We start from the raw sequence: 23110 nt of genomic DNA on the forward strand, positions 1-23110 counted from the left end.
GTGTTTTTGACTTTCATGCAATCGCGGCATTGCCAGAAATACCAACTAATTCAAAAGCAGGCCAACCGCCAGGCGATGCAGCGCAGGACCGCCAGCCAACCGCGATAAGGTAAAATGACGGCCATCGTCCGGCTTTCGCCGCCCACTCCCAAGCTTTTCATTGCAGGTTCATCATGCTAGATAATCTCACCCAACGGCTTGCCAAAGTCGTCAAGACCATGCGCGGCGAGGCGCGCCTGACCGAGGCGAACACCGCCGACATGCTGCGCGAAGTGCGCCTGGCGCTGCTCGAAGCCGACGTCGCCCTGCCCGCCGTGCGCGAATTCATCGCCAAAGTCAAAGAAAAAGCCATGGGCGAGGATGTCATTTCCTCGCTCACGCCAGGCCAGGCCCTGGTTGGCGTGGTACAGCGCGAGCTGGCCGCCCTGATGGGCGCCGACCTGGGACCGGAAGCGTCGCAGATCAGCTTTGCGCAGCAGCCGCCCGCCATCATCCTGATGGCCGGTTTGCAGGGTGTGGGTAAAACCACCACCGTCGGCAAGCTGGCGAAATACCTGAAGGAAGAAAAGAAGAAGAAAGTGCTGACCGTCTCGGCCGACGTGTACCGTCCCGCCGCGATCGCCCAGCTGCAATCGGTCACCGCCCAGGTAGGCGCCGACTTCTTCCCGTCTTCCAGCACGGACAAGCCGGTCGATATCGCCCTGGCCGCGCTGGACTGGGCGAAAAAGCACTACCACGACGTGCTGATCATCGATACGGCGGGCCGCCTCGGTATCGACGAAGAGATGATGCGCGAAATCGCCGCCGTCCACGGCGCCGTGAAACCGATCGAAACCCTGTTCGTCGTCGACGCCATGCTGGGCCAGGACGCCATCAACACGGCGAAAGCGTTTAACGATGCGCTGCCGCTGACCGGTATCGTGCTGACCAAGCTCGATGGCGATGCGCGCGGCGGTGCGGCCCTGTCGGTGCGCCACATCACGGGCAAACCGATCAAGTTTGCCGGCGTCTCGGAAAAACTCGACGGCCTGGAAGCATTCGACCCGACCCGCATGGCCAACCGCATCCTGGGCATGGGCGACATCCTCGCCCTGGTGGAAGAGGCGCGCAAGGGCGTCGACAGCAAGGCGGCGGCCGACCTGGCGCAAAAAATCAAGGTCGGCGGCAAGTTCGACATGAACGACTTCAAGGCACAGCTGGGCCAGATGAAGAAAATGGGCGGCATGGCCAACCTGATGGACAAGCTGCCAGCCCAGTTCCAGCAGGCGGCAGGCGGCAAGAACATGGACCAGGCCGACAAGCAGGTACGCCGCATGTGCGGCATCATCGACTCGATGACGCCGCAGGAACGCGCCAAGCCTGAACTGATCAAGGCCACGCGCAAGCGCCGCATCGCCGCCGGCGCCGGCGTGCAAGTGCAGGAAGTGAACCGCATGCTGACGCAATTCGAGCAAATGCAGACGATGATGAAGAAATTGTCGGGTGGCGGCATGATGAAGATGATGCGCTCCATGAAGGGTATGATGCCCGGCATGAGGTAGTGGAAGGCTTCAAAATCCGCTGCGCGGGCGCTTTGCGGCCGGCGATGCTCACCGTACTTCAGTACGGTTGCGCTTCCCGGCCACAAATACCATCCGCTCGCTGTGATCTTGAAGGCCTTTTTTACGCCGCGTGAGATGTAGTTCAAGTCAAGAAACACCGTTATAAAATCATGCCGGATTGCATTTTCATGGCGTCCGGCATCATTTCCTCCCTCCCCGCAGTACCCCTCCCCGCATAGCCAGCAACCATGCCATTTACGGGCAAAAACGCCGTTCTGCGCCCCCAAGCGGTGCGCCCGGGCGACAGCATGGTCATTTCCCTGCTTTTTCCTCGTGAAAACGTGAAAAACACTTGCATACAAGGTAAATCCACACCAATATTAGCCGTGCGATTAATTGCGCAATTTCCCATGTGTTTGTTAAGGAGGCTCGAAGATGGCAACAGCCAAAAAAACCCCAGTAGCAGCGCCAGCCAAAGCAGCAGCAGCCAAGCCTGCAGCCGCCAAGAAAGCAGCACCCGCAGCCAAAGCAGCAGCTAAACCAGCAGCGGCGAAGAAAGCGGCAGCACCGGCAACACCACGCAAGCCAAACGCAGCATTCATGAAAGCAATGACGCCATCGAAAGAGCTGGCCGCCGTTGTTGGCGCAGCACCACTGCCGCGCACGGAAGTGACCAAAAAGGTATGGGATTACATCAAAAAACTCGATCTGCAAGATCCGGCCAACCGCCGCATGATCAATGCGGACGACAAGCTGAAAGCAGTTTTCGGCGGCAAAGCCCAAGTCTCCATGTTTGAAATGACGAAACTGATCTCCGATCATTTGAAATAATCAGATACGCACAGGGCGTTCCGCGCCGTGTGAGTGCCCCGCCGCATCACTGCGAGCGGGGCATTTTTTTGGGGTCAGACCCTGTCGGGTCTGACCCCGGCCCTCATTTGAATTCCCACTGCTTCCACGCCGCCCTTACCGCATTCGGATACTCGGCCCGCCCCCGGCTGCCGTTGTAGCGTCCCAGCGCCAGGTACAAATCCCCTTTTTCCATATCCAGGTACATGCGCAGGATCGCGCAGCCGTAGCGCAGATTCGTCTGCATGTGGAACAGCTTGCTACGGTCGCTGTCGCCGATGACGCCCGTCCAGAACGGCATCACCTGCATGTAGCCGCGCGCGCCGGCCAGCGAGACGGCATATTTGCGGTAAGCCGACTCGACCTGGATCAGGCCCAGCACCAGGGCCGGTTCCAGGCCCGCACGGCGCGCTTCATACCAGACGGTTTCCAGGAATTCCGTGCGCAGCTGCGCATCCGGCAGCTTGCGCTGCAGGCGTTGCGACATCTGCGCCAGCCATTGCTGGTAGCGCTGCAAGTCGGCGGGAGTGGCAAATTTGGGTTGCGGCGGGCGTTCGTCGCGGATCGCGTGCGACAGGGCCAGGCGGACGGAGTCGGCCAGCGCCTCCTCCTTCTGGTTGCCGGCCTGCGCAAAGGGAGCGCAGGCCAGGCCAGCGGCCAGCGCGAGCGCGCCAGCCGTTTTACTTAGCGATAAGCGCTTCACTGCGCCATTTTGCCCTGGATGAAGGCGACGATCTCGTCCGGTGCCACGCCGGTCGCTTCCGCATCGCGGCGGCCCTGGTATTCCAGCTTGCCTTCTTTCAGGCCGCGTTCGCCGATGACGATGCGGTGCGGCACGCCAATCAGTTCCCAGTCAGCGAACATGGCGCCAGGGCGCAGGCCGCGGTCGTCGACGATGACGTCCACGCCGGCGCCTTGCAGGGCCGCGTACAGCTTCTCCGTCTCTTCCTTGACCAGTTCGCTGCGGTCCATGCCCATCGGGCACAGCACGACTTCAAACGGTGCGATCGACGCTGGCCAGATGATGCCCTTGTCGTCGAAGTTCTGTTCGATGGCGGCGCCCAGGATGCGCGTCACGCCGATACCGTAGCAACCCATCTGCAGCGGTGCAGGCTTGCCGTTTTCGTCGAGGAAGGTGGCTTTCATGCTTTCCGAGTACGCCGTACCGAGCTGGAACACGTGGCCCACTTCGATGCCGCGCTCGATGGCGAGTGCGCCCTGGCCATCCGGCGACGCGTCGCCGGCGACGACATTGCGCAAGTCGGCCACGATGGCTGGCTCGGCCACGTCACGGCCCCAGTTGGCGCCCGTGTAGTGGAAACCGGCGTCATTCGCGCCGCAAACGAAGTCGCTCATGTGGGCGACCGTGCGGTCCGCCACGACGGTGACGGGGGCGCGGGTAGCAATCGGGCCCAGGTAGCCGGGAATCGTGCCGTAGACTTCCAGGATTTCCGCTTCCGTCGAGAAACGGTGGCCGGCCAGGCCGGCAACCTTGCCGACCTTGATCTCGTTCAACTCATGGTCGCCGCGCAGCAGCAGCATGAAATGCTGTTTCGTGACTTTCTCATCCTTGCCAACGGTTTCCACCGTCAGGGCGATGGTTTTCACGGTCTGCGCCAGGTCGATACCGAGCAGGGCCGCCACGGTTTCGCACTTGACGGTGTCCGGCGTGGCCGTTTTCGTCAGCGCCTGGGCTGCGGCTGGACGCTCGCCCGCTGGCGGCAGCGCTTCGGCCGCTTCCATGTTGGCGGCGTAGTCGGACGTCGGGCAGTACACGAGCGCGTCTTCACCCGTGTGGGCGATGACGTGGAATTCATGCGAACCGGAACCGCCGATGGCGCCGTTGTCGGCGGCCACGGCGCGGAACTGCAGGCCGAAACGCGTGAAGATGCGCGTGTAAGCGTCAAACATGACCTTGTACGACGCCTGCATGCCAGCCAGGTCGCGGTCGAACGAGTACGCGTCCTTCATGGTGAATTCACGGCCGCGCATCAGGCCGAAACGTGGGCGGCGCTCGTCGCGGAACTTGGTCTGGATGTGATAAAAGTTCAACGGCAACTGGCGGTAGGACTTGATTTCCGTGCGCACGACGTCGGTGATGACTTCTTCCGATGTCGGCTGGATCGCGTATTCGCGGCCGTGGCGGTCTTTCACGCGCATCAGTTCGTCGCCCATCTTGGTCCAGCGGCCCGTCTCTTGCCACAGTTCGGCCGGCTGCACGAGCGGCATCAGCAGTTCGATGCCGGCGGCTTTGTTCATCTCGTCACGGATGATGGCTTCCACCTTGCGGATCACGCGCAAGCCCATCGGCATGTAGGTATAGATGCCGGAACCGAGGCGTTTGATCATGCCTGCACGCATCATCAACTGGTGGCTGACGATTTCCGCGTCAGAAGGTGCATCTTTAAGTGTGGAAATAAAAAAACGGGAGGCGCGCATAACGGTGAATTCTTTTTAAAAAGAGAGGGTTATAATCAACCTAATTTTAAAGGATTAGCTGGCTGATGCGTCCATACTTTACACAAATGCGCTCAATTGGTGCGATTCCGGCGCTTTTCGCACCCCGAAAAGGTCACCGGCTTGCGAAGTTGTGGGTAATTATGTAAAAAAAGACGCACTGTCGCAGAAAGTTTGAGGTGCATTATGCTCGACCGTGAAGGGTTTCGGCCCAACGTCGGCATCATCCTGCTAAACGCCCAGAACGAGGTGTGGTGGGGCAAGCGGGTGCGCGAGCACTCATGGCAGTTTCCGCAAGGCGGTATCAAATATGGCGAAACACCGGAACAAGCCATGTTTCGCGAACTTGAAGAGGAAATCGGACTCAGACAGGAACACGTCAAAATTGTCGGCCGCACCCGCGACTGGCTGCGCTATGAGGTGCCAGACCACTTCATCAAGCGCGAGATTCGTGGCCATTACCGTGGCCAGAAGCAGATTTGGTTTCTGCTGAGAATGTGCGCGCGCGATAACGACGTCAATCTGCGCCTGACCGACCATCCCGAGTTCGACGCCTGGCGCTGGCATGAATACTGGGTCCCGCTCGATGTCGTCATTGAATTTAAACGCGATGTCTACCAGCGTGCCTTGCAGGAGCTGTCCCGCTTCCTGACCTGGCCCGTGCATGGCAACGCGCAGCAAGCGCACCGCCACACGTCGCGCTACCTGCGCCAGCCCCATGCGCCACGGGCACAGGATGGTACGGCACTGGCCAAGCCTTGCGACGGCATTGCCGCCGAAGGGTGTACACCGGAGCTGATTTTGCCAGGCAAGGAGTAGTCCGCCGCACCATGAACGCACTCTCCCACGCAAAAGGGGCAGCCTGAACAGGCTGCCCCTTTTTTCATGCCGACAGGAAACTCCCCTGCCGGTCAGGCCGACTTAGTTTGCTGCCGGCGCTGGCGCAGCGGCGGGAACGTCCAGGGTAATCGCTTTGAGACCCAGGATATTGCTGCTGTAGTGGCGGATCTTGTTGGCAAGGGCCGGATCATTGTTCAGCTTTTGACCGTACGACGGCACCATTTCCACCATCTTCGCTTGCCATTCCGGCGTAGCCAGGCGGCTCTTGAATGCCGTTTGCAGCACCTTGATCATGATCGGCGGCGCGGTCGAGGCGCCTGGCGATGCACCCAGCAGGGCAACGATGCTGCCATCGGCGGCGCCGACGACTTCCGTACCGAACTGCAGCAAGCCGCCTTTGACAGGGTCATCCTTGACGATCTGCACGCGCTGGCCAGCGTTTTGCAGGGTCCAGTCTTCCATCTTGGCATTCGGCAAGTACTCGCGCAGGGTTTTCAAACGGTCTTCCGGCGTGTTCATGACCTGTTCGACCAGGTATTTCGTCAGCGGAATATTGTCATAGCCGGCTTGCAGCATGGGTTTCACATTGCCCGTGCCGATCGAGGCAGGCAAATCGATCCACGAACCGTTTTTCAGGAACTTGGTCGAGAAGGTGGCAAACGGGCCAAACAGCAGGGCTTTCTTGCCATCGATGATACGCGTATCGAGATGCGGCACGGACATCGGCGGCGAACCGACGGATGCCTTGCCGTAGACCTTGGCAGCATGCGCCGCCACCAGTTCCGGATTGGTCGTCACGAGCCACTGGCCGCCGACCGGCACGCCGCCGTAGCCCTTGGCTTCAGGAATACCCGATTTTTCCAGCAGAGGCAGCGAACCGCCACCGGCGCCGATGAAGACGAACTTGGCGCGCATGGTCTTTTCCTTGCCGGCGTTCAAGTCTTTCACCGTCACGTTCCACACGCCATCGGCGCCGCGCTGGATGTCTTCCACCTGGTGACGCAGGTGCAGGACCATGCCGTGGCTGTCCGTCAGGTATTTCACTAGGCCGCGCGTGAGATTGCCGAAATTGACGTCGGTACCGATTTCCATGCGTGTCGCGGCCACTTTCTGGCCCTTGTCCCGCCCTTGCATGACCAGCGGTGCCCACTGTTCGATCTGCGCCTGGTCTTCCGAGAACAGCATGCCCTTGAACAGGTTTTCCTTTTGCAGCGCGGCATAGCGCTTCTTCAAGAAGGCAATATTGTCGTCGCCCCAGACAAAGGCCATATGCGGCACGTTGTTGATGAAGGTTTGCGGCGCGCCCAAGTGCTTGTTGGCTACCTGATAAGCCCAGAATTGCTTGGAAATTTCGAATTGCTCGTTGATGGCAACGGCTTTCTTGGTCTCGATGCTGCCATCGGCCGCTTCCGGCGTGTAGTTCAGTTCAGCAAATGCCGAGTGGCCCGTGCCCGCGTTGTTCATCGCATCCGAGCTTTCGGCGGCCACGGAATCGAGGCGCTCGACCATTTCCATCGTCAGCGACGGATCGAGTTCCTTGAGCATGCTGCCCAGGGTGGCGCTCATGGTGCCGGCGCCGATCAGCAGCACGTCGACCGGTTTTTCGGACGAGGCCGGAGGGGTCTTGTCACATGCCGCCAGGATCAGGCACGACATCAAAAGTAATAGCGATTTACGCATGGGTAACTCCGTTATGAATACTGAGGGTTGGTTCTTCCAGGCCACCCGGGCGGCAAGCGCAAGATCATCGGAAAATGGCTATCCCTCCAGCGCAAGAACGGCCGGATCAAGGGGTAACGATGGTGATGACGCATGCATGCCGCCGCCCCGCCGCAGCTTGCGGCAGCGATGGAGTGGCGATGGTGCGGACAAGGAAAACACGGCGCCGCTGCTGTTTTGGCCCTCGCGCGGGGCCAAACTCACAACACGGCGATTGTCTATAGCAAATATCAAGAACAGCCATTTTATCACCGTTATTTGCCCTTGCCGGGCCGCCAGGATCGTGGATAACACTTACTGTGGAGTATTAATTTGGCAGTAACCAGGCGTTAAAAAGCCAGTTGCTGCAGGAATGCACGGAGCAAGAAACGGATGGCGAGCCCCCATCCATCATGGTCTGATAACGCTTTGACCACACCGGAGCCTGACCATGTCTTTTCGTATGCGCGGCCTGTCGCCCGCCCCTTTCCTGGCCTGTTTCGGCCTGCCCGACGCCGAACTGGCCGCGCTGGGCATTATCCGCCATGTGGTCGACAGCCAGCCCGGTTACCCGGACCGCATCGAACTGCGCGACGCGGCGATCGGCGACACGGTGCTGCTGCTGAACCATGTCTGCCAGGATGCGGACACGCCCTACCGCGCCTCGCACGCCATCTTTATCCGCGAGGGTGCCACGCAAGCCTATGACGCCGTCGACCAGGTGCCGGAATCGATGCGCATCCGGCTGCTGTCGCTGCGCGGCTATACGGAAGGTGGGATGATGGTCGATGCCGATGTGGTGGAAGGCACGGCCATTGAAACCGTGATCGCGCGGCTGTTTGAGAACCCGGCTGTCAGCTATATCCACGTGCACAATGCCAAACGTGGTTGTTATGCGGCCAGGATCGACCGGGCCTGAGAACTTATTACGGCTACGCGGTACAATGCCGGCTGCCCTTTAGCCATAGTCCGTCAGCCATGTTCAACCCTTCTTCCGACGATGTGCGCCGTTTCTTTTGTGAAACATTGCGCAAGCATCGCGCCCATGAAATCCTCACGCCGATGGAAGCCATCGCGCTCGACTGGATCCTGGAACACCCCGAGTATGAGAACGAGCTCTCCGACGTCGAGGCGGCGCTGGCGCGCGATTACTCCGTCGAAGGCGGGCAAGCCAATCCCTTCCTGCACCTGTCCATGCATCTGTCGATCACGGAGCAGGTGCAGGTGGACCAGCCGCGCGGCATCCGCCCGGCCGTCCAGCAGCTCACCCAGCGCCTCGATTCGGCCCATGCCGCCCAGCACGAAGTGATGGAATGCCTGGGCCAGATGATCTGGGCTTCGCAACGTTCGGGCTTGCCGCCCGATACTGAAGCCTATATCGACTGCGTGCGCCGCCGGTAGGAACACCTGTCAAAACCTGCTGCGCGTCGCGCTTTGCGGCCTGCGATGCTCACCGTACTAGAGTACGGTTGCGCTTCTCAGCCACAAATCGCTGCCGCTCGCTACGGTTTTCCCAGGTGTTGTGCCAGTACTACCTCACATCGGTTTTACTGCCTCCTTCATGCGCTGAGGCAAGGCCTGTGCAGGCCCTCTTCCCAGCAATCCCAGCACCACCTGCAGCGCCATGGCGATGGCGCCGACGATGAATACCACGTCGCCGAAGGTGCGTATCCAGCGCAGGTTCTGCAACAGCGGCTGCTGCATGAATTCCTCGCTGCGCGCATACCACAGGCCCTCCGTCACGCTGGCGTGGAACTGGACGATGCCAATCGGCAGCAGGCTGGTAAAGATCATCAGCGCCAGGCCCGCGTTCAATCCCCAGAACGCCGTCTTCATCAACGCAGGGCTGAAACGGTAGTCGGGCCGCAAATAGCGCAGCACCAGCAAGGTAAAGCCCAGCGCCAGGAAGCCATACACTCCGAACAGTGCCGCATGCGCATGCACGGGAGTCGTGTTCAGGCCCTGGATATAGTACAAGGCCACGGGCGGATTGATCATGAATCCCAGCACGCCCGCGCCAAGCATGTTCCAGAAGGCGACGGCGACAAAGCACATCATGGGCCAGCGCAGGTTTTCCATCCATGGCGCGCGTTCCTTCAGGCGCCAGTTTTCCCACGCTTCGTGGCCCAGCACGATCAGCGGCACCACTTCCAGCGCGCTGAAGCTTGCGCCGATGGCCATCACGGGCGTGGTGGTGCCGGCAAAGTACAGGTGGTGGAAGGTGCCGGGTATCCCGCCCAGCATGAACAGCGAGGCCGACGCCAGGCTGGCCGTCGTGGCCATGCGCACCGACACCAGGCCCAGGGTCGAGAAGATGAAGGCCAGCGCCGTCGTGGCGAACACTTCGAAGAAGCCTTCCACCCACAGGTGCACCACCCACCAGCGCCAGTATTCCATCACCGACAGATGCGTGCGTTCGCCGTAGAACAGGCCGGCGCCATAGAACAGGCCGATGGCGCCCACAGACGCGGTCAGGAGCGCAAGCAGGTTCTTGTCGCCGCCCGGCTTGCGCAGGGCCGGCACCACGCCGCGCAGCATCAACACCAGCCACAGCAGGATGCCGATATATTTGCCGATTTGCCACAAGCGTCCCAGGTCCACATATTCATAACCTTGATGGCCGAGCCAGAAATTCCACTCGGGCGGCATCACTTGCGCAATGGCCAGGTAGTTGCCGATGAAGGAGCCGACCACCACGGCGACCAGGGCCCAGAACAGTACATCGACGCCCAGGCGCTGCCACTTCGGATCTTTGCCGCCATTGATCAGGGGCGCCAGGAACAGGCCCGCAGCCAGGAAGCCCGTGGCGATCCAGAACAGCGCGGCCTGGATATGCCAGGTGCGCGTGAGCGCATACGGGAACCAGCGCGACACGTCGATGCCGTAGAACTGCTGCCCTTCCACCGTGTAATGCGCCGTAAAGCCGCCGATGAAGACCTGGAAGGTGAACAGCGCCACCACCAGGAACAGATATTTTCCCAGTCCCCGCTGCGAAGGCGTCAGGGCGAACGTGGTGAGCGGATCGCGCGGACCGGCGGCCGGCAGCGCTTCGTCGTGGTCGCGCAAGAAGGCCCAGCCCCAGACGAGGAAGCCCACGCCGGCCAGCAGCACCACCACGCTGGCGACCGACCAGACGAGGTTTTCGCCGCTGGGCTGGTTGCCGATCAGCGGTTCATGCGGCCAGTTGTTCGTATAGGTCACTTTCTGGCCAGGACGTTCGGTGGCGGCGGCCCACGCCGTCCAGAAGAAGAACTGCGTCATCTGCGCGCGCCGCTCGGCACTGGGCAAGGTGTTTTCCTTCATGGCGAAATGCTCGCGGCTGGCGTGCAGCGCCGGCGCGTCGGAGAACAGCTGATCGTAATAGTGCGCCGTGTTGGCGATGGCTTGCACGCGGCGCGGCGACAGGCGCAGCACTTGCGCATCATCGGTACGGTTGCCGCGGTATTCGATCTTGAGCGCTTCGCGCAGCGCCGCCTGCGCGGGGCCGTCAAGCGCCGCGTACGCCTTGCCATGCAGCTCTTGCGCGGCCAGTTCCAGCCAGGCCGTCAGTTCGCGGTGCAGCCAGTCGGCCGTCCAGTCGGGCGCCTGGTAGGCGCCGTGGCCCCAGATGGAGCCCAGCTGCATGCCGCCGACGGATTGCCAGGCCGTCTGGCCATCGAGGATGCCCTCGCGGTCGAACAGTTGCCGGCCATCCTGCGCCAGCACCTGCGCGGGGATCGGCGGCGCCTGCCGGTAGACTTCCGTGCCGTAGTAGCCGAGCAGCGAAAACGTCACGATCAGCACACCGATCAAGGTGAACCAGAGTTTTTTGTAGGGACCCATGGGTCTTTCCTTTGTCAGTGCACCACGGCCGGCGCAAAGCGCTCGAACAGGATATTGTTTTCAGTGTGGATGTGCGCCATCAGGTCGGCACGGAAGGTGCGCAAGCCCGTGTACAGCGCGCGCCAGGTGGTGCAGGCGCCGGCCGGCGCGGTGATATCGTTCGTCATCGCCTCCATGGCGCGCAAGGCCACGCCATGATCGTCGTGCTCCATGCGCATCACGTTGATGGGCGCGCCGGCCCGGGGCCCCTGGCCGCGCACGATCATCGGGAACAGCACGTCTTCTTCCTTGCGCATATGGCTTTCCAGCTCCTGCGCCATGGCCGACAGGTGTTCCGCCAGCCCGTGCGGACAGTCGGCGCGCTCGCCATGCACCTGCTCGACCTTGCGTGCCAGGCGTATCAGCTCGGGCAGCTGCTCGCGGTGCACGGCGTGGTAGCGCGCCAGGATGTGTTCCACCAGCTCGGTGGCCGAAGCTTCCTGCCAGTCACGCTCGCCGCTGGTATCTGCGCGCCCTGCCAGCAGCCGCAGTTCCTCGACGATGGGCGCCGTGTCCACGCCGGCCGCTTCGGCCGCTGCGCGCAGGGTCTTGTTGCCGCCGCAGCAGAAATCCAGGCGGTGCGCATCGAACAGGCGCGTGGCGCCAGGGATGCGGCGAGCCAGTTGGCCCAGGGATAGCTCGATCATTTCCATAACAGTTCCTTGATGATGAATAGGGTTTATTGGCGGGCGCCCGCGTGGTAGACGCCGGGCACGGGTTCGCCAGTCACTTCCAGCACGCCCACGGCGCCCTTGCCGGCGCGCGACAAGGCATGGTCGACCAGCAGATAGCTGCCCGGATGCTGTACCTTGAGTTCGACGATGGTCGCGCCGCCCGGTGCCACCAGGGTGGTTTGCACGTCGTGTTTCGGGCTGCTGATCGAGCCTTCGCTGTACACCTTGTCGAATATCTCGCCGATGATGTGGAACGATGAAATCTTGTTCGGGCCACCGACGCCGAAATAGATGCGCACCGTCTCGCCGACTTTCGCCTGCAATTTGTGCGTCTTGCTCAAGGCGCCCACTTCGCCGTTGAAGACGTAATAGTCGGGCAGTTCATTGGCCATTTTTTCCAGGTTCGGTTCCTGGTGCACGGGCGCGCCGTGCGGACGGCCCGTGTACATCTCGCCCTGCATCACGTAATACTCGCGGTCGACTTTTGACAGGCCGCCTTCCGGTTCGACCAGGATCATGCCGTACATGCCGGCCGCGATATGCTGCGGCACCAGGGGCGTGGCGCAGTGATACACGTACAGGCCCGGATTGAGCGCCTTGAAGGTGACCGTTTTTTCCTGCCCCGGCGCCACCTGCGTGTGCTGTCCGCCGCCATGGCCGCCCGTCACGGCGTGCAGGTCGATCGAGTGGATCATCTTGCTGTCCTTGGCATTGAACAGGGTCAGTTCCACCGTGTCGCCCACCTTCGCGCGCAGCATCGGGCCGGGCACTTGCCGGTTGAAGGTCCAGTACGTAAAACTGGTGCCGTCATCGAGCTTGCCCGGCAGCTCCACCGTCTCCATGCGGTATTTCAGGGTTTGCGGCGCGCGCGCGCCGATGGCAGCCGGCACGGAGGCAGGATTGGCGGCCACGCTGACGGCCGATGGATCGGGGCCGCGCATCGGCGAGGGCGCGGGCGTGTACAGGGCCAGCGCGGCGGCCTGGCTCGATTCGCTGGCAGCGCTGCCGGCGCCAGCAGCCTTCGGTGCCCCGGCTTCAGCCAGCGAGGTGCCGCTCACTTCCAGCTTGCCTTCCATGCCGATCTGGCGGTGGCCGGGAATCGAGCAGTAATAGGTGAACGTGCCGGCGCGCGTGACCTTGAAGCGCACGGTGGTGCTGCCGCTATTGGCGCTGAACTTGGCCGAGGCCACGTTGAGCTCCGGGATCAGCAGGTCGTGCTCGGCGCCTTCGCCGCTTTTCAGCACGAGTTCGACCGTGTCGCCCACCTTGGCCGCCAGCACGGGATTGACCTGGCCCTTGGCATCGATGAACACCATCTTGCCATCGACGATATTGGTTTGCAGTTCATAGCGCTTGAGCGTGGCGGCGGCGGGTTTGGCCGCAGTGGCGGCAGCGCTGGCCGGCAGGCTCGCCTGGGCTTGCACGGACAGGGGCATGGCCAGTACGCAGACGGCGGCGGCAATGGCGCGGAGGGGGGGGAGTCGTTTTCATCAAGCTTTCCTTGGTCTTGTATGCCGGTTCGGCCCCCTTACCTAGGCAAACGACGTGCCAGGAAAAACTTGTTTTAAATCAACGATTTGAAAATTGCAGGGTCGGTATGACCCTTTTAAAGCATGGTCCGTTGTACCCTGCATGGTACTTATGACCACCACTGCCATCCACCTGCTGCTGCTCACCGACCTGGTCGCCGACCTGCCCGTGGCCGTGCGCCTGCAGCGCCTGGTCGGCAGCCTGCGCGCCCACTTCAGCTGCGAGGCCGTGGCCTTGCTCAAGCTCGATGGCGAGCACTTGCGCCCCGTGGCGATGGCCGGCCTGGCCAGCGACGCGCTGGGACGCCGCTTCGCCGTCGCCGACCATCCGCGCCTGGCCGCCATCCTGCAGCGGCGCGGCGTGCTGTGCTTCCATCACGACAGTTCCCTGCCCGATCCCTACGATGGCCTGATCGCCGAGCGGGCCGGCGAGCCGCTGCCCGTGCACGACTGCATGGGCATGGCGCTGGATCTGGAAGGCGAACGCTGGGGCGTGATCACGCTCGACGCGCTGCAGGTAGGCACTTTCGATACGCAGGCGCAGCGCGACCTGGGCGAGCTGGCCTGCGCCATCGAGGCGGCCGTCCGCGTCACGCGCCTGGAGGCGGAAATCCGCGCCCTGCGCCTGTCGGGCGGCGCCATGCTGGCCGATGCGCAAGCGCCGCGCGAGGAACACGATTTCGTCGGCCAGAGCAGCGCCATCACGCACTTGCTGCACGAATTGCAGGTGGTCGCCGATTCCGAACTGCCCGTGCTGCTGCTGGGGGAAACGGGCGTCGGCAAGGAACTGTGCGCGCACCGCCTGCACCGCCTGTCGCGCCGCGCCGGCAAGCCCCTGATCCATGTCAATTGCGCGGCCTTGCCCGAGTCCCTGGCCGAGAGCGAATTGTTCGGCCATGTACGCGGTGCGTTTTCCGGCGCCGTCAGCGACCGGCCCGGGCGTTTCGAGGCGGCCGAAGGGGGCACCCTGTTTCTCGATGAAGTGGGGGAATTGCCGCTGTCGATACAGGCCAAGCTGCTGCGCACCTTGCAAAATGGCGAAATCCAGCGCCTGGGCGCGGACCGGCCGCGCAGGGTCAACGTGCGCGTGATTGCCGCCACCAACCGCAGCCTGCGCGAGCATGTGCGCGACGGTTCGTTCCGCGCCGACCTGTACCACCGTTTATCCGTGTATCCCGTGCCGATTCCGCCGCTGCGCGAGCGGGGCAATGACGTGCTGCTGCTGGCCGGTGGTTTCCTGGAACTGAACCGAGCGCGCCTGGGACTGCGCAGCCTGCGCCTGTCCGCCGCGGCGGAAAACGCCCTGTGCCATTACCGCTGGCCGGGCAATGTGCGCGAACTGGAACATGTGATCAGCCGGGCCGCGCTGAAAGCCGTGATCCGCGGCGCGGACCGCAAGGACATCGTGACCCTGGAAACGGATATGCTCGACCTCGATGCGCTGGAAGCGCCGGCCGGCGCGGAGGCGCCGCCATTGGCGCCAGCCGCGTGCGGCACGCCAGCGGCGCCGCCGCTATCCATGCATCAGATCGTGGAAGCGAGCCAGCGCCAGGCCATCCGGCAAGCGCTGGTCCTGCATCAGGATAACTGGGCCGCTGCCGCGCGCCAGCTGGGGCTGGACGCCAGCAATTTACATAAGCTGGCGCGCCGGGTGGGCTTGAAAGCCTGAGCAGGGTTAAAACTCAGCGGTGAGTGACCAGGGTGCTCGGCAGGCTGTGGAAGTAGGCGGCCAGGTCCTTGATGTCCTGGTTGCTCAGCGGTTTTACCTGGCCCGTCATGATGGCGTTGTTGCGGCCATTGGGCTTGTCGCCCCGTTTATACGCCGTCAGAGCGTGTTCCAGGTAGTCCTTGTGCTGGCCCGCCAGTTTCGGATAGGACGGATCGATGGGCGAACCGTAATCCTTGCCGTGGCAGGTGGCGCAGCTGTATTTTTCGGCCAGGGCCTTGCCCGTGTTGATATTGCCGGCGGCGCTGGCGCCGAACGAGACGGTGGCGCAAACGAGGGCGGCGAGTAGTTTTTTCATCTGGCTGGTCCTCAGTTCGTCTTGGCTTGTTGCGCATAATACGCGGCGACATCAGCGATATCCTGGTCCGACAGGCTGCTGGCGATGCCCTTCATGCTGGGGTGCTTGCGGTCGCCCTTCTTGTAGGCTTGCAGCGCATTCTCGATATATTTTGCCGGCTGGCCGCCGATCATCGGCACCTGGAATACTTCAGGAAAGGTTGCCTTGTAACCGGGAATGCCGTGGCAGCCGATACACATTTCCACCTTGGCAGGGGCTGCCTTGGCGTTTCCTACAATGTCAGCCGCTGTGACGGCATTTGCTATGCCGGCAAGCACGAGAAGTGCAAATATTTTTTTCATAGTGGCAATGTGAACAAAGGTAATCGGAGAAACGCCAGAGCTGGTTTTTTATTGATTTTATGTATTGACAATTAAGGTTGACAATTAATCTGCTGCTTGCCGATTCTAGCCAAGATATTCTTGCAAGTCCACCTATAAAACCCGCATTGTAGGCAGGCAGGCACAGGCCGTCCGCGTGGCAGTGCGCCACAGTTCTGTTTATACTCACCATTTCCCTACTTTGGCAGACCGCTCATGCAAGCACAGCACACCCAGCAAGGCCAACGCTTCGAAGGTTCCGACAGCTATGTCGCCACCGCCGACCTGAAACTGGCCGTGAATGCGGCGCTGACCCTGCAACGCCCGCTGCTGATCAAGGGCGAACCGGGCACGGGCAAGACCATGCTGGCCGAGGAAGTGGCCGCCGCGCTGAACATGCCGCTGATGCAATGGCATATCAAATCGACCACCAAGGCGCAGCAGGGCCTGTACGAATACGACGCCGTCTCGCGCCTGCGCGATTCGCAGCTGGGCGACGAGCGCGTGCGCGACATCCAGAACTACATCGTCAAGGGCGTGCTGTGGCAGGCGTTCACGGCACCCGAGCCGGTGGTGCTGCTGATCGATGAGATCGACAAGGCCGACATCGAATTCCCGAACGACCTGCTGCGCGAACTGGACCGCATGGAATTCTATGTGTATGAGACGCGCGAAATGGTCACGGCGCGCCACCGTCCGCTCGTCATCATCACCTCGAACAACGAGAAGGAATTGCCCGACGCCTTCCTGCGCCGCTGCTTCTTCCATTACATCAAATTCCCGGACAAGGACACGATGGAGCAAATCGTCGCCGTCCACTACCCGCACCTGAAACAGGAATTGCTGGCGCAGGCGCTGCAAACCTTCTATGAAGTGCGCGACGTGCCGGGCCTGAAGAAAAAACCGTCGACATCGGAATTCCTCGACTGGCTCAAGCTCCTGCTGGCCGAAGACATCCCCTTTGACGCGCTGCGCAGCAAGGACAACAAGGCTGTCGTGCCGCCGCTGCACGGCGCGCTGCTGAAAAACGAGCAGGACGTGCACCTGTTCGAGCGCCTGATGTTCATGTCGCGCACCAACCGCTAAGGAGCGCCGGTGAACGACATCAGCCCGGACAAGGTCTTCGTCCCCCTGGAACTGCACGGCATCCGCCTCGAAGCGCTGGCGCCGCACCACGCGCCCGGCCTGCGCGCGGCGGCCATGGATGGCGAGCTGTGGAACCTGCGCGTCACCTCCGTGCCCGAGCCGGACCAGGTGGACCAGTACATTTTCAAGGGCATCGAGATGCGCCCTTCGCGCTTCGCTTTTGCCGTCATCGACGTGGCCAGCGGCGAGGTGCTCGGCACCACCAGCTACCACGACGTGGTGCCAGCCATCGGGCGCCTGGAAATCGGCTACACCTGGTATGCCAAGCGCTGCCAGCGCAGCCACGTCAACACCACCTGCAAATTGCTGCTGCTGGCGCACGCCTTCGACACGCTCGGCTGCGCGCTGGTGGGCCTGCGCACCGATAATTTCAACCATGCCTCGCAGGCGGCCATCGAGCGCCTGGGCGCGAAAAAGGACGGCGTGCTGCGCCACCATGCGCTGCGCCGCGACGGCACCGTGCGCGATACCGTCATGTACAGCATCACGCGCGGCGAGTGGCCGGAGATTGCCGCCCATTTGCGCTACAAGCTGGCGCAGCGCCCCATCGCCGCGCTGCCCCGCGCGGGAGCCGCCGGGGCAGAGGAAGCGCCATGCTGATCGACTTCTTCTTCACGCTCAAGGATGCGAAGATTCCCGTCTCGATCAAGGAATTCCTGACCCTGCTCGAAGCGCTGCAAAAGAACGTCATCGACGCTTCGATGGACGATTTTTACTATCTGGCGCGCCTGACCCTGGTCAAGGATGAAGCCCATTTCGACAAGTTCGACCGCGCCTTTGCCCAGTACTTCAAGGGCGTCAACGCGGCCTTCGACACGAACGCGGCGATTCCCCTCGACTGGCTGCTCAAACGCATGCAGCGCGAGCTGTCCGAGGAGCAGAAGGCGCAGCTGGAGAAATTCGGCTACGACAAGCTGATGGACCGCCTGAACGAGCTGCTGAAGGAACAGAAGGAGCGCCACGAAGGCGGCAGCAAATGGATCGGCACGGGCGGCACGTCGCCATTCGGCAATGGCGGCACGAACCCGGAAGGCATCCGCATCGGTGGCAAGGGCGGCAACCGCACGGCCGTGAAAGTGTGGGAAGCGCGCAGCTACAAGGATTACGACGGCGAGCGCGAACTGGGCACGCGCAACATCAAGGTGGCCCTGCGCCGCCTGCGCAAATTCGCGCGCGAAGGCGCGGAAGATGAACTGGCGCTGGACGCCACCATCGCCGCCACGGCCAATAACGCGGGCTATCTCGACATCAGGATGCGGCCCGAACGCAAGAACCGCATCAAGGTGCTGATGCTGCTCGATGTTGGTGGCAGCATGGATGACCATATCGAGCGCACCGAGGAACTGTTTTCGGCGGCGAAGACGGAATTCAAGAACATGGAGTTCTTTTACTTCCATAACTGCGTCTACGACTACCTGTGGAAGAACAACCGGCGCCGCAACGCCGAGCGTTTTCCCACCTGGGACGTGCTGCGCAAATACCCGCCCGACACCAAGCTGATTTTCGTCGGCGACGCCACCATGAGCCCCTATGAAATCCTGCAACCGGGCGGCAGCGTCGAATACAACAACGAGGAAGCGGGATCGACGTGGCTGGCCCGCTTTACCCAGGCGTTCCCGAAATTCATCTGGCTCAATCCCGAATCGGAGGGATTATGGCAGTACCGCCAGTCGATCGGCGTGATGCGGCAACTGATGAACAACCGCATGTTCCCCCTGTCGATCGATGGGCTGGAACGGGGCATGCGTCTGCTCAGTAAATAAAGGTACGCAACAAAAAGTCCATGGCGGCAGGGGGCCGCCATGCCGTACACTGCGACACGGCACTACCGTGCGGAGCATCTCCGCTGCGGGCGGGTACCATACGCTGATACCAGCCCTGCCCAACCTGCTGCATCCTGTGCGCGGCCGCCATGGCCGCGACACTGTTCGATTGCGCACATCGTGCGCGCCTTCTGCTCCGGTAGAATCGGCGCATCGCTCTGCGCAAACAATGCACCATCGCTGCACCACGACATTGCCGCGCCAGCCCCGTGCTGCCGGCCGGTGCCAGCGCCATTTTCAAAGGAATGAGCATGCAAAGTCTGATCTCGATCGCCGCCGACCTGTCCTGGCCGTTCGCCATTACCCTGGCCTGGGTGGTGGGCGAATTCGGCCACCGCTGGACTGGCCTGCCGCGCATCAGTTTTTACGGCGTGATCGGTTTCGTCCTCGCGCAGACGCAGGTGGGCATCCTGCCGCAGACGGACGCCGGCCCCATGCTGGTGCTGGCCGACGTGGCCTTCGGCCTGATCCTGTTCGAGGTGGGCTACCGCATCAACCTGCGCTGGCTGAAGAACAATCCCTGGATCGCCGTCACGGGCCTGGTGGAATCCCTGCTGACCTTTGCCGTCGTCTACTTCATCGGCATCGAATTCGGCAGCACTTCGATGACGGCGCTGCTGCTGGCGTCGCTGGCCATGTCCACCTCGCCGGCCACCATCATGCGCGTCATCAACGAGGAACGCAGCTCGGGTCAGGTCACGGAACGCATCGTCCACCTCACCGCCCTCAATTGCGTGCTGGCCGTCTTCACGTTCAACATCATCGTCGGCTTCTGGATGTTCCAGAGCTCCACCGACCTAATCGAGGCGAGCAGCAGCAGCGCCGCCGTGCTGGCCGCCTCCGTGGCCGCCGGCACCGTCTTCGGCATCGTCGTGCCGGCCATGCTGCGCCGCCTGGGCAACATGGCGCAGGATGCCACCGTGGCGTTCGCGCTGTCGGTGATGCTGCTCGTCGCCCTCACCTACACCACCAGCCTGTCGCCGCTCTTGGCCACCCTCACCTTCGGCCTGGTGGCGCGCCACCGGCGCGTCGCCTTCAGCCAGGCGCAGCGCAATTTCGGCGCGCTGGGCGAGCTGCTGACGGTGCTGCTGTTCGTGTATGCCGCCTCGACCCTGGAATGGGCCAGCGTGGCAGCCGGCGCGGGCCTGGCACTGGCCGTCGTCGGCGGACGCCTGCTGACGAAGGTCGTCGGCGTGGCCGCGTTTTCGCATGTGAGCGGCATTTCCTGGCGCAAGGGCGTGCTGACGGGCGTGGCGCTGACGCCCGTCTCCGTCTTCATCATCCTGCTGCTGGAACACGCACGCCAGCATGGCGTGAACTTCGGCGACGAATTGAACGCCCTGGCCGCCATCACCCTGGGCCTGGAACTGGTCGGCCCGGTGCTGGTGCAGCGCGTGCTGATGCTGGCCAAAGAAACCCACGAAATCAAGGAGCGCTAAATGCCGCTGGAACCCTTTGGCCAATCGGCCGCGCTGACCTTCGGCGTCGAACTCGAACTGCAACTGGTAAACCTGTCGGACTATGACTTGACGGCCGCCAGCCCCGACCTGCTGCATCTGCTGAATAAAAAACCGTTTCCCGGCAACGTCACGCCGGAAATCACCGAGAGCATGATCGAGATCAACTCGAGCGTGCACACGCATCACGGTCCCCTGCTGGAGCAGTTGCAGGAAATCCGCGACACCTTGATCACGGCCGGCGACAAGCTCAATATCGGCATCGCGGGCGGCGGCACGCACCCGTTCCAGCAATGGTCGTCGCAAAAGATCTTTTCCAAGCCCCGTTTCCAGGAAATCTCGGAACTGTACGGCTATCTGGCCAAGCAGTTCACCATCTTCGGCCAGCACGTGCACATCGGCTGCGCCTCGGGCGACGACGCCATGTTCCTGCTGCATTCGCTGAACCGCTACATCCCCCACTTCATCGCCCTGTCGGCTTCCTCGCCCTACGTGCAGGGACGCGACACCCTGTTCGATTCGGCCCGCCTGAACTCCGTGTTCGCGTTTCCCATGAGCGGGCGCGCGCCGTTCACCCTCAGCTGGGACCAGTTCTCCAACGAGTATTTCGCCAAGATGGAGAACACGGGCATCATCAAGAGCATGAAGGATTTTTACTGGGATATCCGTCCCAAGCCGGAATTCGGCACCATCGAACTGCGCGTGTGCGACACGCCACTGACGGTGGAGCGGGCCGCCGCGCTGGCCGCCTACCTGCAGGCCCTGTGCCGCTACCTGCTCGAACGCCGCGAAACGCCGCCGGTGGAAGACGACTACCTCGTGTATAACTACAACCGCTTCCAGGCTTGCCGCTTCGGCCTCGATGGCGCCATCACGCACCCGAAAACCTACGAAACGATGTCGCTGCGCGAAGACATCATGACCACCCTGCGCAAGATGGAACCGCACGCCGAGGCGCTGGGCAGCACGCCAGCCCTGAAACACCTGTCGGACGTGGCCAAGCAATGGAGCGACGCACAATACCTGCGCAAGCAGCACAATGTGCAGGGCAGCGCCGAGGGCATGGTCGATTCGGCGATCCGATGCTTCCGGGGCGAACCCATGAATTATTGAGGGCTGGCCCGTTCACCCCAACCCCGGATCTTGCTTTTGAGGTGCAATCAGAAGCGTAGGTCGGACTAGCCCATAGGGCGTAAGCCGACAATATTGTTAGCCCCAGTGCTGGTGTCGGATTACGCGCTTGCGCGCTAATCCGACCTGCAGTCTTCTTGGCCGCCTCTCCCTTCTGCTCGCGACGGTTTTGCCGGTCATCGTGACTTTTACCCCAACAGCGCAAAGCCAAAAAACCACACCCGCCGCCCCCGTCATTTACAGCCCCTGCCCCCGCTTGTTACAATAAGTGAGAATGATTCTTATTATTGTTTAAATCCACCGATCCGGCCGGGCCGGCCATGCAAGGGGAATGCGATGCCGCTGGCAGAGCCGCTACAACGCCAGGACATTGCGACACTGTATGCCGACCACCATGGCTGGCTGCAGGGCTGGCTGCGCAAAAAACTCGGCAGCACGGCGTGCGCGGCCGATATGGCGCATGACACCTTCGTGCGCCTGCTCGACCGCGAAGACGCCGTCGCCGCGCGCGAGCCGCGCGCCTTTCTCGCCACCGTCGCGCAGCGCGTGCTGTTCAACCATTACCGCCGTCAGAAACTCGAAGAGGCTTACCTCGACGTGCTGGCGCAACTGCCGCCCCGGCATGCGCCATCGCCCGAGGAACGGTCGCTGCTGCTGGCCACCGTGTTTGAACTCGACCGCATGCTCGACGGCTTGCCGCCTCCCGTGAAACGGGCTTTTTTACTGCGCCAGCTCGACGAGCTGCCACAGGAAGACATTGCGCGCCAGCTCGGCATCTCGCTGGCGACAGTAAAACGCCATCTGCAGCGTGCCGCCAGCGCCACGCAAGCGTGGCAGCAGTTGCAAACGCAGCATGAACACCTGCCGCCCGCCATGCAGGCGACCCTGCTGCGCGCCTGCGTGCAGGCGAATGCACCGCGCCGCCATGCCGTCAAGACCCTGGCCCTGCTGCTGGCCTGCGGCACCTCGCTGTATGCATTCGAACGCCGCGGCCCGTGGCGCGGCTGGACGGCCGACTACCGCACCGGCGTCAACCAGCGCCGCGTCGTGACCCTCGATGACGGCACGCGGCTCACGCTCAACACCAGCAGCGCCGTCAATATCGTTTACAACGGCGAACAGCGCCGCATTCAACTGCTGGCCGGTGAAATCTTCATCGCCACCGGCAAGGATGCGGCACAGCGGCCGTTCTTCGTCGACACGCCGCATGGCAGCCTGCAGGCGCTGGGCACGCGTTTCACGGTGCGACTGCACGAGCAATATGCCAGCGCCGGCGTGCTCGAAGGCGCCGTCGCCGTGCTGGCCGACGACGGCGGCCAGCGCCTGGTGCTGCGTCCCGGGGAAGGCGCCCATTTCGACGGCACCGGCTTGCACCGCCAGGCGCTGGCGCCTTATGGCGGCGCCTGGCTGGACGGCATGCTGGTGGCGCGCGACATGCGCCTGGCCGATTTCCTCGCCGAGCTGTCGCGCTACAGCGACCATCCGCTGGCCTGCGCGCCCGCCGTCGCCAGCCTGCGCGTGTCCGGTTCCTACCCGCTGGCCGATGTCAGCGCCATCCTCGACGCCGTCAGCGCCAGCCTGCAGCTGCGGCGCAATACCGTCACGCGCTTCTGGGGCCATCAGGTGGTGCGCATCGAACTGGCGGCCCGCTGAAAAATATTTTCTGCAAAGTGAGCTGTTTCGCCGTGCTCGCGTGACTTGGTAAGTAATGCTCGGGAAAT

The 23110-nt window shown here is 62.5% G+C and carries 21 protein-coding genes and 1 pseudogene; 13 read left to right on the plus strand and 9 right to left on the minus strand.

The window, feature by feature from the left end:
• The first annotated feature begins 173 nt into the window (after window positions 1-173).
• The gene (gene ffh, locus O3297_RS17690) at window positions 174-1541 is read left to right on the plus strand and encodes a signal recognition particle protein (RefSeq protein WP_034780269.1); all 1368 of its coding nucleotides are present in this window, start codon (window positions 174-176) and stop codon (window positions 1539-1541) included.
• A 160-nt stretch (window positions 1542-1701) separates the two neighbouring features.
• Here the strand turns inward: ffh and O3297_RS17695 are convergent, their stop codons facing one another.
• Window positions 1702-1899 (minus strand): hypothetical protein, encoded by a 198-nt coding sequence (locus tag O3297_RS17695; protein WP_139144128.1) that lies wholly within the window; start codon window positions 1897-1899, stop codon window positions 1702-1704.
• 77 nt (window positions 1900-1976) lie between these two features.
• Between O3297_RS17695 and O3297_RS17700 the strand changes: the two genes are divergently transcribed.
• The gene (locus tag O3297_RS17700) at window positions 1977-2372 is read left to right on the plus strand and encodes an SWIB/MDM2 domain-containing protein (RefSeq protein WP_071653383.1); all 396 of its coding nucleotides are present in this window, start codon (window positions 1977-1979) and stop codon (window positions 2370-2372) included.
• Window positions 2373-2475: 103 nt separating this feature from the next.
• Here the strand turns inward: O3297_RS17700 and O3297_RS17705 are convergent, their stop codons facing one another.
• Together O3297_RS17705 and O3297_RS17710 are read right to left on the minus strand one after the other, a co-directional pair.
• Window positions 2476-3093 carry a lytic transglycosylase domain-containing protein gene (locus O3297_RS17705; RefSeq protein WP_305049316.1) on the minus strand — a complete coding sequence of 206 codons (618 nt, stop codon included), beginning with the start codon at window positions 3091-3093 and terminating at the stop codon, window positions 2476-2478.
• Complete coding sequence (locus O3297_RS17710; RefSeq protein WP_305049317.1) at window positions 3090-4829, minus strand: proline--tRNA ligase; 1740 nt, start codon at window positions 4827-4829, stop codon at window positions 3090-3092. Before O3297_RS17710 ends, O3297_RS17705 begins: the two co-directional genes overlap by 4 nt.
• 204 nt (window positions 4830-5033) lie before the next feature.
• Here O3297_RS17710 and O3297_RS17715 point away from each other — a divergent pair, with 204 nt between their 5' ends.
• Window positions 5034-5666, plus strand: coding sequence for an RNA pyrophosphohydrolase (locus tag O3297_RS17715; protein ID WP_034780273.1), 633 nt, complete (start codon window positions 5034-5036; stop codon window positions 5664-5666).
• Between the two features lie 102 nt (window positions 5667-5768).
• Here O3297_RS17715 and mqo read toward each other — a convergent pair whose 3' ends face one another.
• A complete protein-coding gene (gene mqo / locus O3297_RS17720) occupies window positions 5769-7367 on the minus strand; it encodes a malate dehydrogenase (quinone) (RefSeq protein WP_034780274.1) in 1599 nt (532 codons plus the stop codon).
• Between the two features lie 469 nt (window positions 7368-7836).
• Here mqo and O3297_RS17725 point away from each other — a divergent pair, with 469 nt between their 5' ends.
• Window positions 7837-8304 (plus strand): DUF1203 domain-containing protein, encoded by a 468-nt coding sequence (locus tag O3297_RS17725; protein ID WP_305049318.1) that lies wholly within the window; start codon window positions 7837-7839, stop codon window positions 8302-8304.
• 59 nt (window positions 8305-8363) lie between these two features.
• Entirely contained in the window at window positions 8364-8786 is a 423-nt protein-coding gene (locus O3297_RS17730; protein WP_070281576.1) for a DUF1841 family protein, read from the plus strand.
• A gap of 135 nt (window positions 8787-8921) precedes the next feature.
• Here the strand turns inward: O3297_RS17730 and O3297_RS17735 are convergent, their stop codons facing one another.
• From O3297_RS17735 to nirK, 3 genes are read right to left on the minus strand one after another with little or no spacing between them, the layout of a single operon-like run.
• Window positions 8922-11207, minus strand: a complete 2286-nt coding sequence (locus tag O3297_RS17735) for a nitric-oxide reductase large subunit (protein ID WP_305049319.1) — start codon at window positions 11205-11207, stop codon at window positions 8922-8924.
• Between the two features lie 14 nt (window positions 11208-11221).
• Window positions 11222-11899: an iron-sulfur cluster repair protein YtfE gene (gene ytfE, locus O3297_RS17740; RefSeq protein ID WP_092607756.1), complete on the minus strand. Its 678-nt coding sequence runs from the start codon at window positions 11897-11899 to the stop codon at window positions 11222-11224.
• A 26-nt stretch (window positions 11900-11925) separates the two neighbouring features.
• Entirely contained in the window at window positions 11926-13356 is a 1431-nt protein-coding gene (nirK, locus tag O3297_RS17745; RefSeq protein ID WP_305049320.1) for a copper-containing nitrite reductase, read from the minus strand.
• Between the two features lie 205 nt (window positions 13357-13561).
• Here nirK and norR point away from each other — a divergent pair, with 205 nt between their 5' ends.
• Window positions 13562-15118 carry a nitric oxide reductase transcriptional regulator NorR gene (norR, locus tag O3297_RS17750; RefSeq protein WP_305049321.1) on the plus strand — a complete coding sequence of 519 codons (1557 nt, stop codon included), beginning with the start codon at window positions 13562-13564 and terminating at the stop codon, window positions 15116-15118.
• A 13-nt stretch (window positions 15119-15131) separates the two neighbouring features.
• On the opposite strand, the gene O3297_RS17755 is transcribed toward norR, so the two are convergent.
• Together O3297_RS17755 and O3297_RS17760 are read right to left on the minus strand one after the other, a co-directional pair.
• Window positions 15132-15473 (minus strand): cytochrome c, encoded by a 342-nt coding sequence (locus tag O3297_RS17755; protein ID WP_034780283.1) that lies wholly within the window; start codon window positions 15471-15473, stop codon window positions 15132-15134.
• Between the two features lie 11 nt (window positions 15474-15484).
• A complete protein-coding gene (locus tag O3297_RS17760; protein WP_034746524.1) occupies window positions 15485-15814 on the minus strand; it encodes a cytochrome c in 330 nt (109 codons plus the stop codon).
• Between the two features lie 234 nt (window positions 15815-16048).
• Between O3297_RS17760 and O3297_RS17765 the strand changes: the two genes are divergently transcribed.
• From O3297_RS17765 to O3297_RS17795, 7 genes and pseudogenes are all read left to right on the plus strand, one after another.
• On the plus strand, window positions 16049-16918 hold the full coding sequence (locus O3297_RS17765; protein WP_034780284.1) for a MoxR family ATPase: 870 nt from the start codon (window positions 16049-16051) through the stop codon (window positions 16916-16918).
• 9 nt (window positions 16919-16927) lie between these two features.
• The gene (locus tag O3297_RS17770) at window positions 16928-17578 is read left to right on the plus strand and encodes a GNAT family N-acetyltransferase (protein WP_070256028.1); all 651 of its coding nucleotides are present in this window, start codon (window positions 16928-16930) and stop codon (window positions 17576-17578) included.
• The gene (locus O3297_RS17775) at window positions 17572-18741 is read left to right on the plus strand and encodes a VWA domain-containing protein (RefSeq protein ID WP_070256030.1); all 1170 of its coding nucleotides are present in this window, start codon (window positions 17572-17574) and stop codon (window positions 18739-18741) included. The genes O3297_RS17770 and O3297_RS17775 overlap by 7 nt, the downstream gene beginning before the upstream one ends.
• A gap of 311 nt (window positions 18742-19052) precedes the next feature.
• A complete protein-coding gene (locus O3297_RS17780) occupies window positions 19053-20240 on the plus strand; it encodes a cation:proton antiporter (RefSeq protein WP_034780723.1) in 1188 nt (395 codons plus the stop codon).
• Window positions 20241-21371: a YbdK family carboxylate-amine ligase gene (locus O3297_RS17785; RefSeq protein ID WP_070256033.1), complete on the plus strand. Its 1131-nt coding sequence runs from the start codon at window positions 20241-20243 to the stop codon at window positions 21369-21371.
• A 354-nt stretch (window positions 21372-21725) separates the two neighbouring features.
• Window positions 21726-22208, plus strand: a pseudogene (locus O3297_RS17790) (sigma-70 family RNA polymerase sigma factor); the annotation flags it as partial.
• Between the two features lie 54 nt (window positions 22209-22262).
• Entirely contained in the window at window positions 22263-23042 is a 780-nt protein-coding gene (locus tag O3297_RS17795) for a FecR family protein (RefSeq protein ID WP_305049702.1), read from the plus strand.
• The last annotated feature ends 68 nt before the right edge of the window (window positions 23043-23110 follow it).

The sequence above is a fragment of the Janthinobacterium sp. SUN128 genome, from assembly GCF_030587275.1.
Classification (GTDB): Bacteria; Pseudomonadota; Gammaproteobacteria; order Burkholderiales; family Burkholderiaceae_D; genus Janthinobacterium; species Janthinobacterium lividum.

Excerpts from the sequence above, each read along its gene's own strand:
- ytfE (WP_092607756.1), bottom strand. The coding sequence starts at position 11,899 with ATGGAAATGATCGAGCTATCCCTGGGCCAACTGGCTCGCCGCATCCCT.
- O3297_RS17765 (WP_034780284.1), top strand. The coding sequence starts at position 16,049 with ATGCAAGCACAGCACACCCAGCAAGGCCAACGCTTCGAAGGTTCCGAC.
- O3297_RS17725 (WP_305049318.1), top strand. The coding sequence starts at position 7,837 with ATGTCTTTTCGTATGCGCGGCCTGTCGCCCGCCCCTTTCCTGGCCTGT.
- O3297_RS17780 (WP_034780723.1), top strand. The coding sequence starts at position 19,053 with ATGCAAAGTCTGATCTCGATCGCCGCCGACCTGTCCTGGCCGTTCGCC.
- O3297_RS17785 (WP_070256033.1), top strand. The coding sequence starts at position 20,241 with ATGCCGCTGGAACCCTTTGGCCAATCGGCCGCGCTGACCTTCGGCGTC.
- O3297_RS17775 (WP_070256030.1), top strand. The coding sequence starts at position 17,572 with ATGCTGATCGACTTCTTCTTCACGCTCAAGGATGCGAAGATTCCCGTC.
- mqo (WP_034780274.1), bottom strand. The coding sequence starts at position 7,367 with ATGCGTAAATCGCTATTACTTTTGATGTCGTGCCTGATCCTGGCGGCA.
- O3297_RS17760 (WP_034746524.1), bottom strand. The coding sequence starts at position 15,814 with ATGAAAAAAATATTTGCACTTCTCGTGCTTGCCGGCATAGCAAATGCC.
- O3297_RS17710 (WP_305049317.1), bottom strand. The coding sequence starts at position 4,829 with ATGCGCGCCTCCCGTTTTTTTATTTCCACACTTAAAGATGCACCTTCT.
- O3297_RS17700 (WP_071653383.1), top strand. The coding sequence starts at position 1,977 with ATGGCAACAGCCAAAAAAACCCCAGTAGCAGCGCCAGCCAAAGCAGCA.
- ffh (WP_034780269.1), top strand. The coding sequence starts at position 174 with ATGCTAGATAATCTCACCCAACGGCTTGCCAAAGTCGTCAAGACCATG.
- norR (WP_305049321.1), top strand. The coding sequence starts at position 13,562 with ATGACCACCACTGCCATCCACCTGCTGCTGCTCACCGACCTGGTCGCC.
- O3297_RS17735 (WP_305049319.1), bottom strand. The coding sequence starts at position 11,207 with ATGGGTCCCTACAAAAAACTCTGGTTCACCTTGATCGGTGTGCTGATC.
- O3297_RS17695 (WP_139144128.1), bottom strand. The coding sequence starts at position 1,899 with ATGCAAGTGTTTTTCACGTTTTCACGAGGAAAAAGCAGGGAAATGACC.
- O3297_RS17795 (WP_305049702.1), top strand. The coding sequence starts at position 22,263 with ATGCAGGCGACCCTGCTGCGCGCCTGCGTGCAGGCGAATGCACCGCGC.
- O3297_RS17755 (WP_034780283.1), bottom strand. The coding sequence starts at position 15,473 with ATGAAAAAACTACTCGCCGCCCTCGTTTGCGCCACCGTCTCGTTCGGC.
- O3297_RS17730 (WP_070281576.1), top strand. The coding sequence starts at position 8,364 with ATGTTCAACCCTTCTTCCGACGATGTGCGCCGTTTCTTTTGTGAAACA.
- nirK (WP_305049320.1), bottom strand. The coding sequence starts at position 13,356 with ATGCCCCTGTCCGTGCAAGCCCAGGCGAGCCTGCCGGCCAGCGCTGCC.
- O3297_RS17715 (WP_034780273.1), top strand. The coding sequence starts at position 5,034 with ATGCTCGACCGTGAAGGGTTTCGGCCCAACGTCGGCATCATCCTGCTA.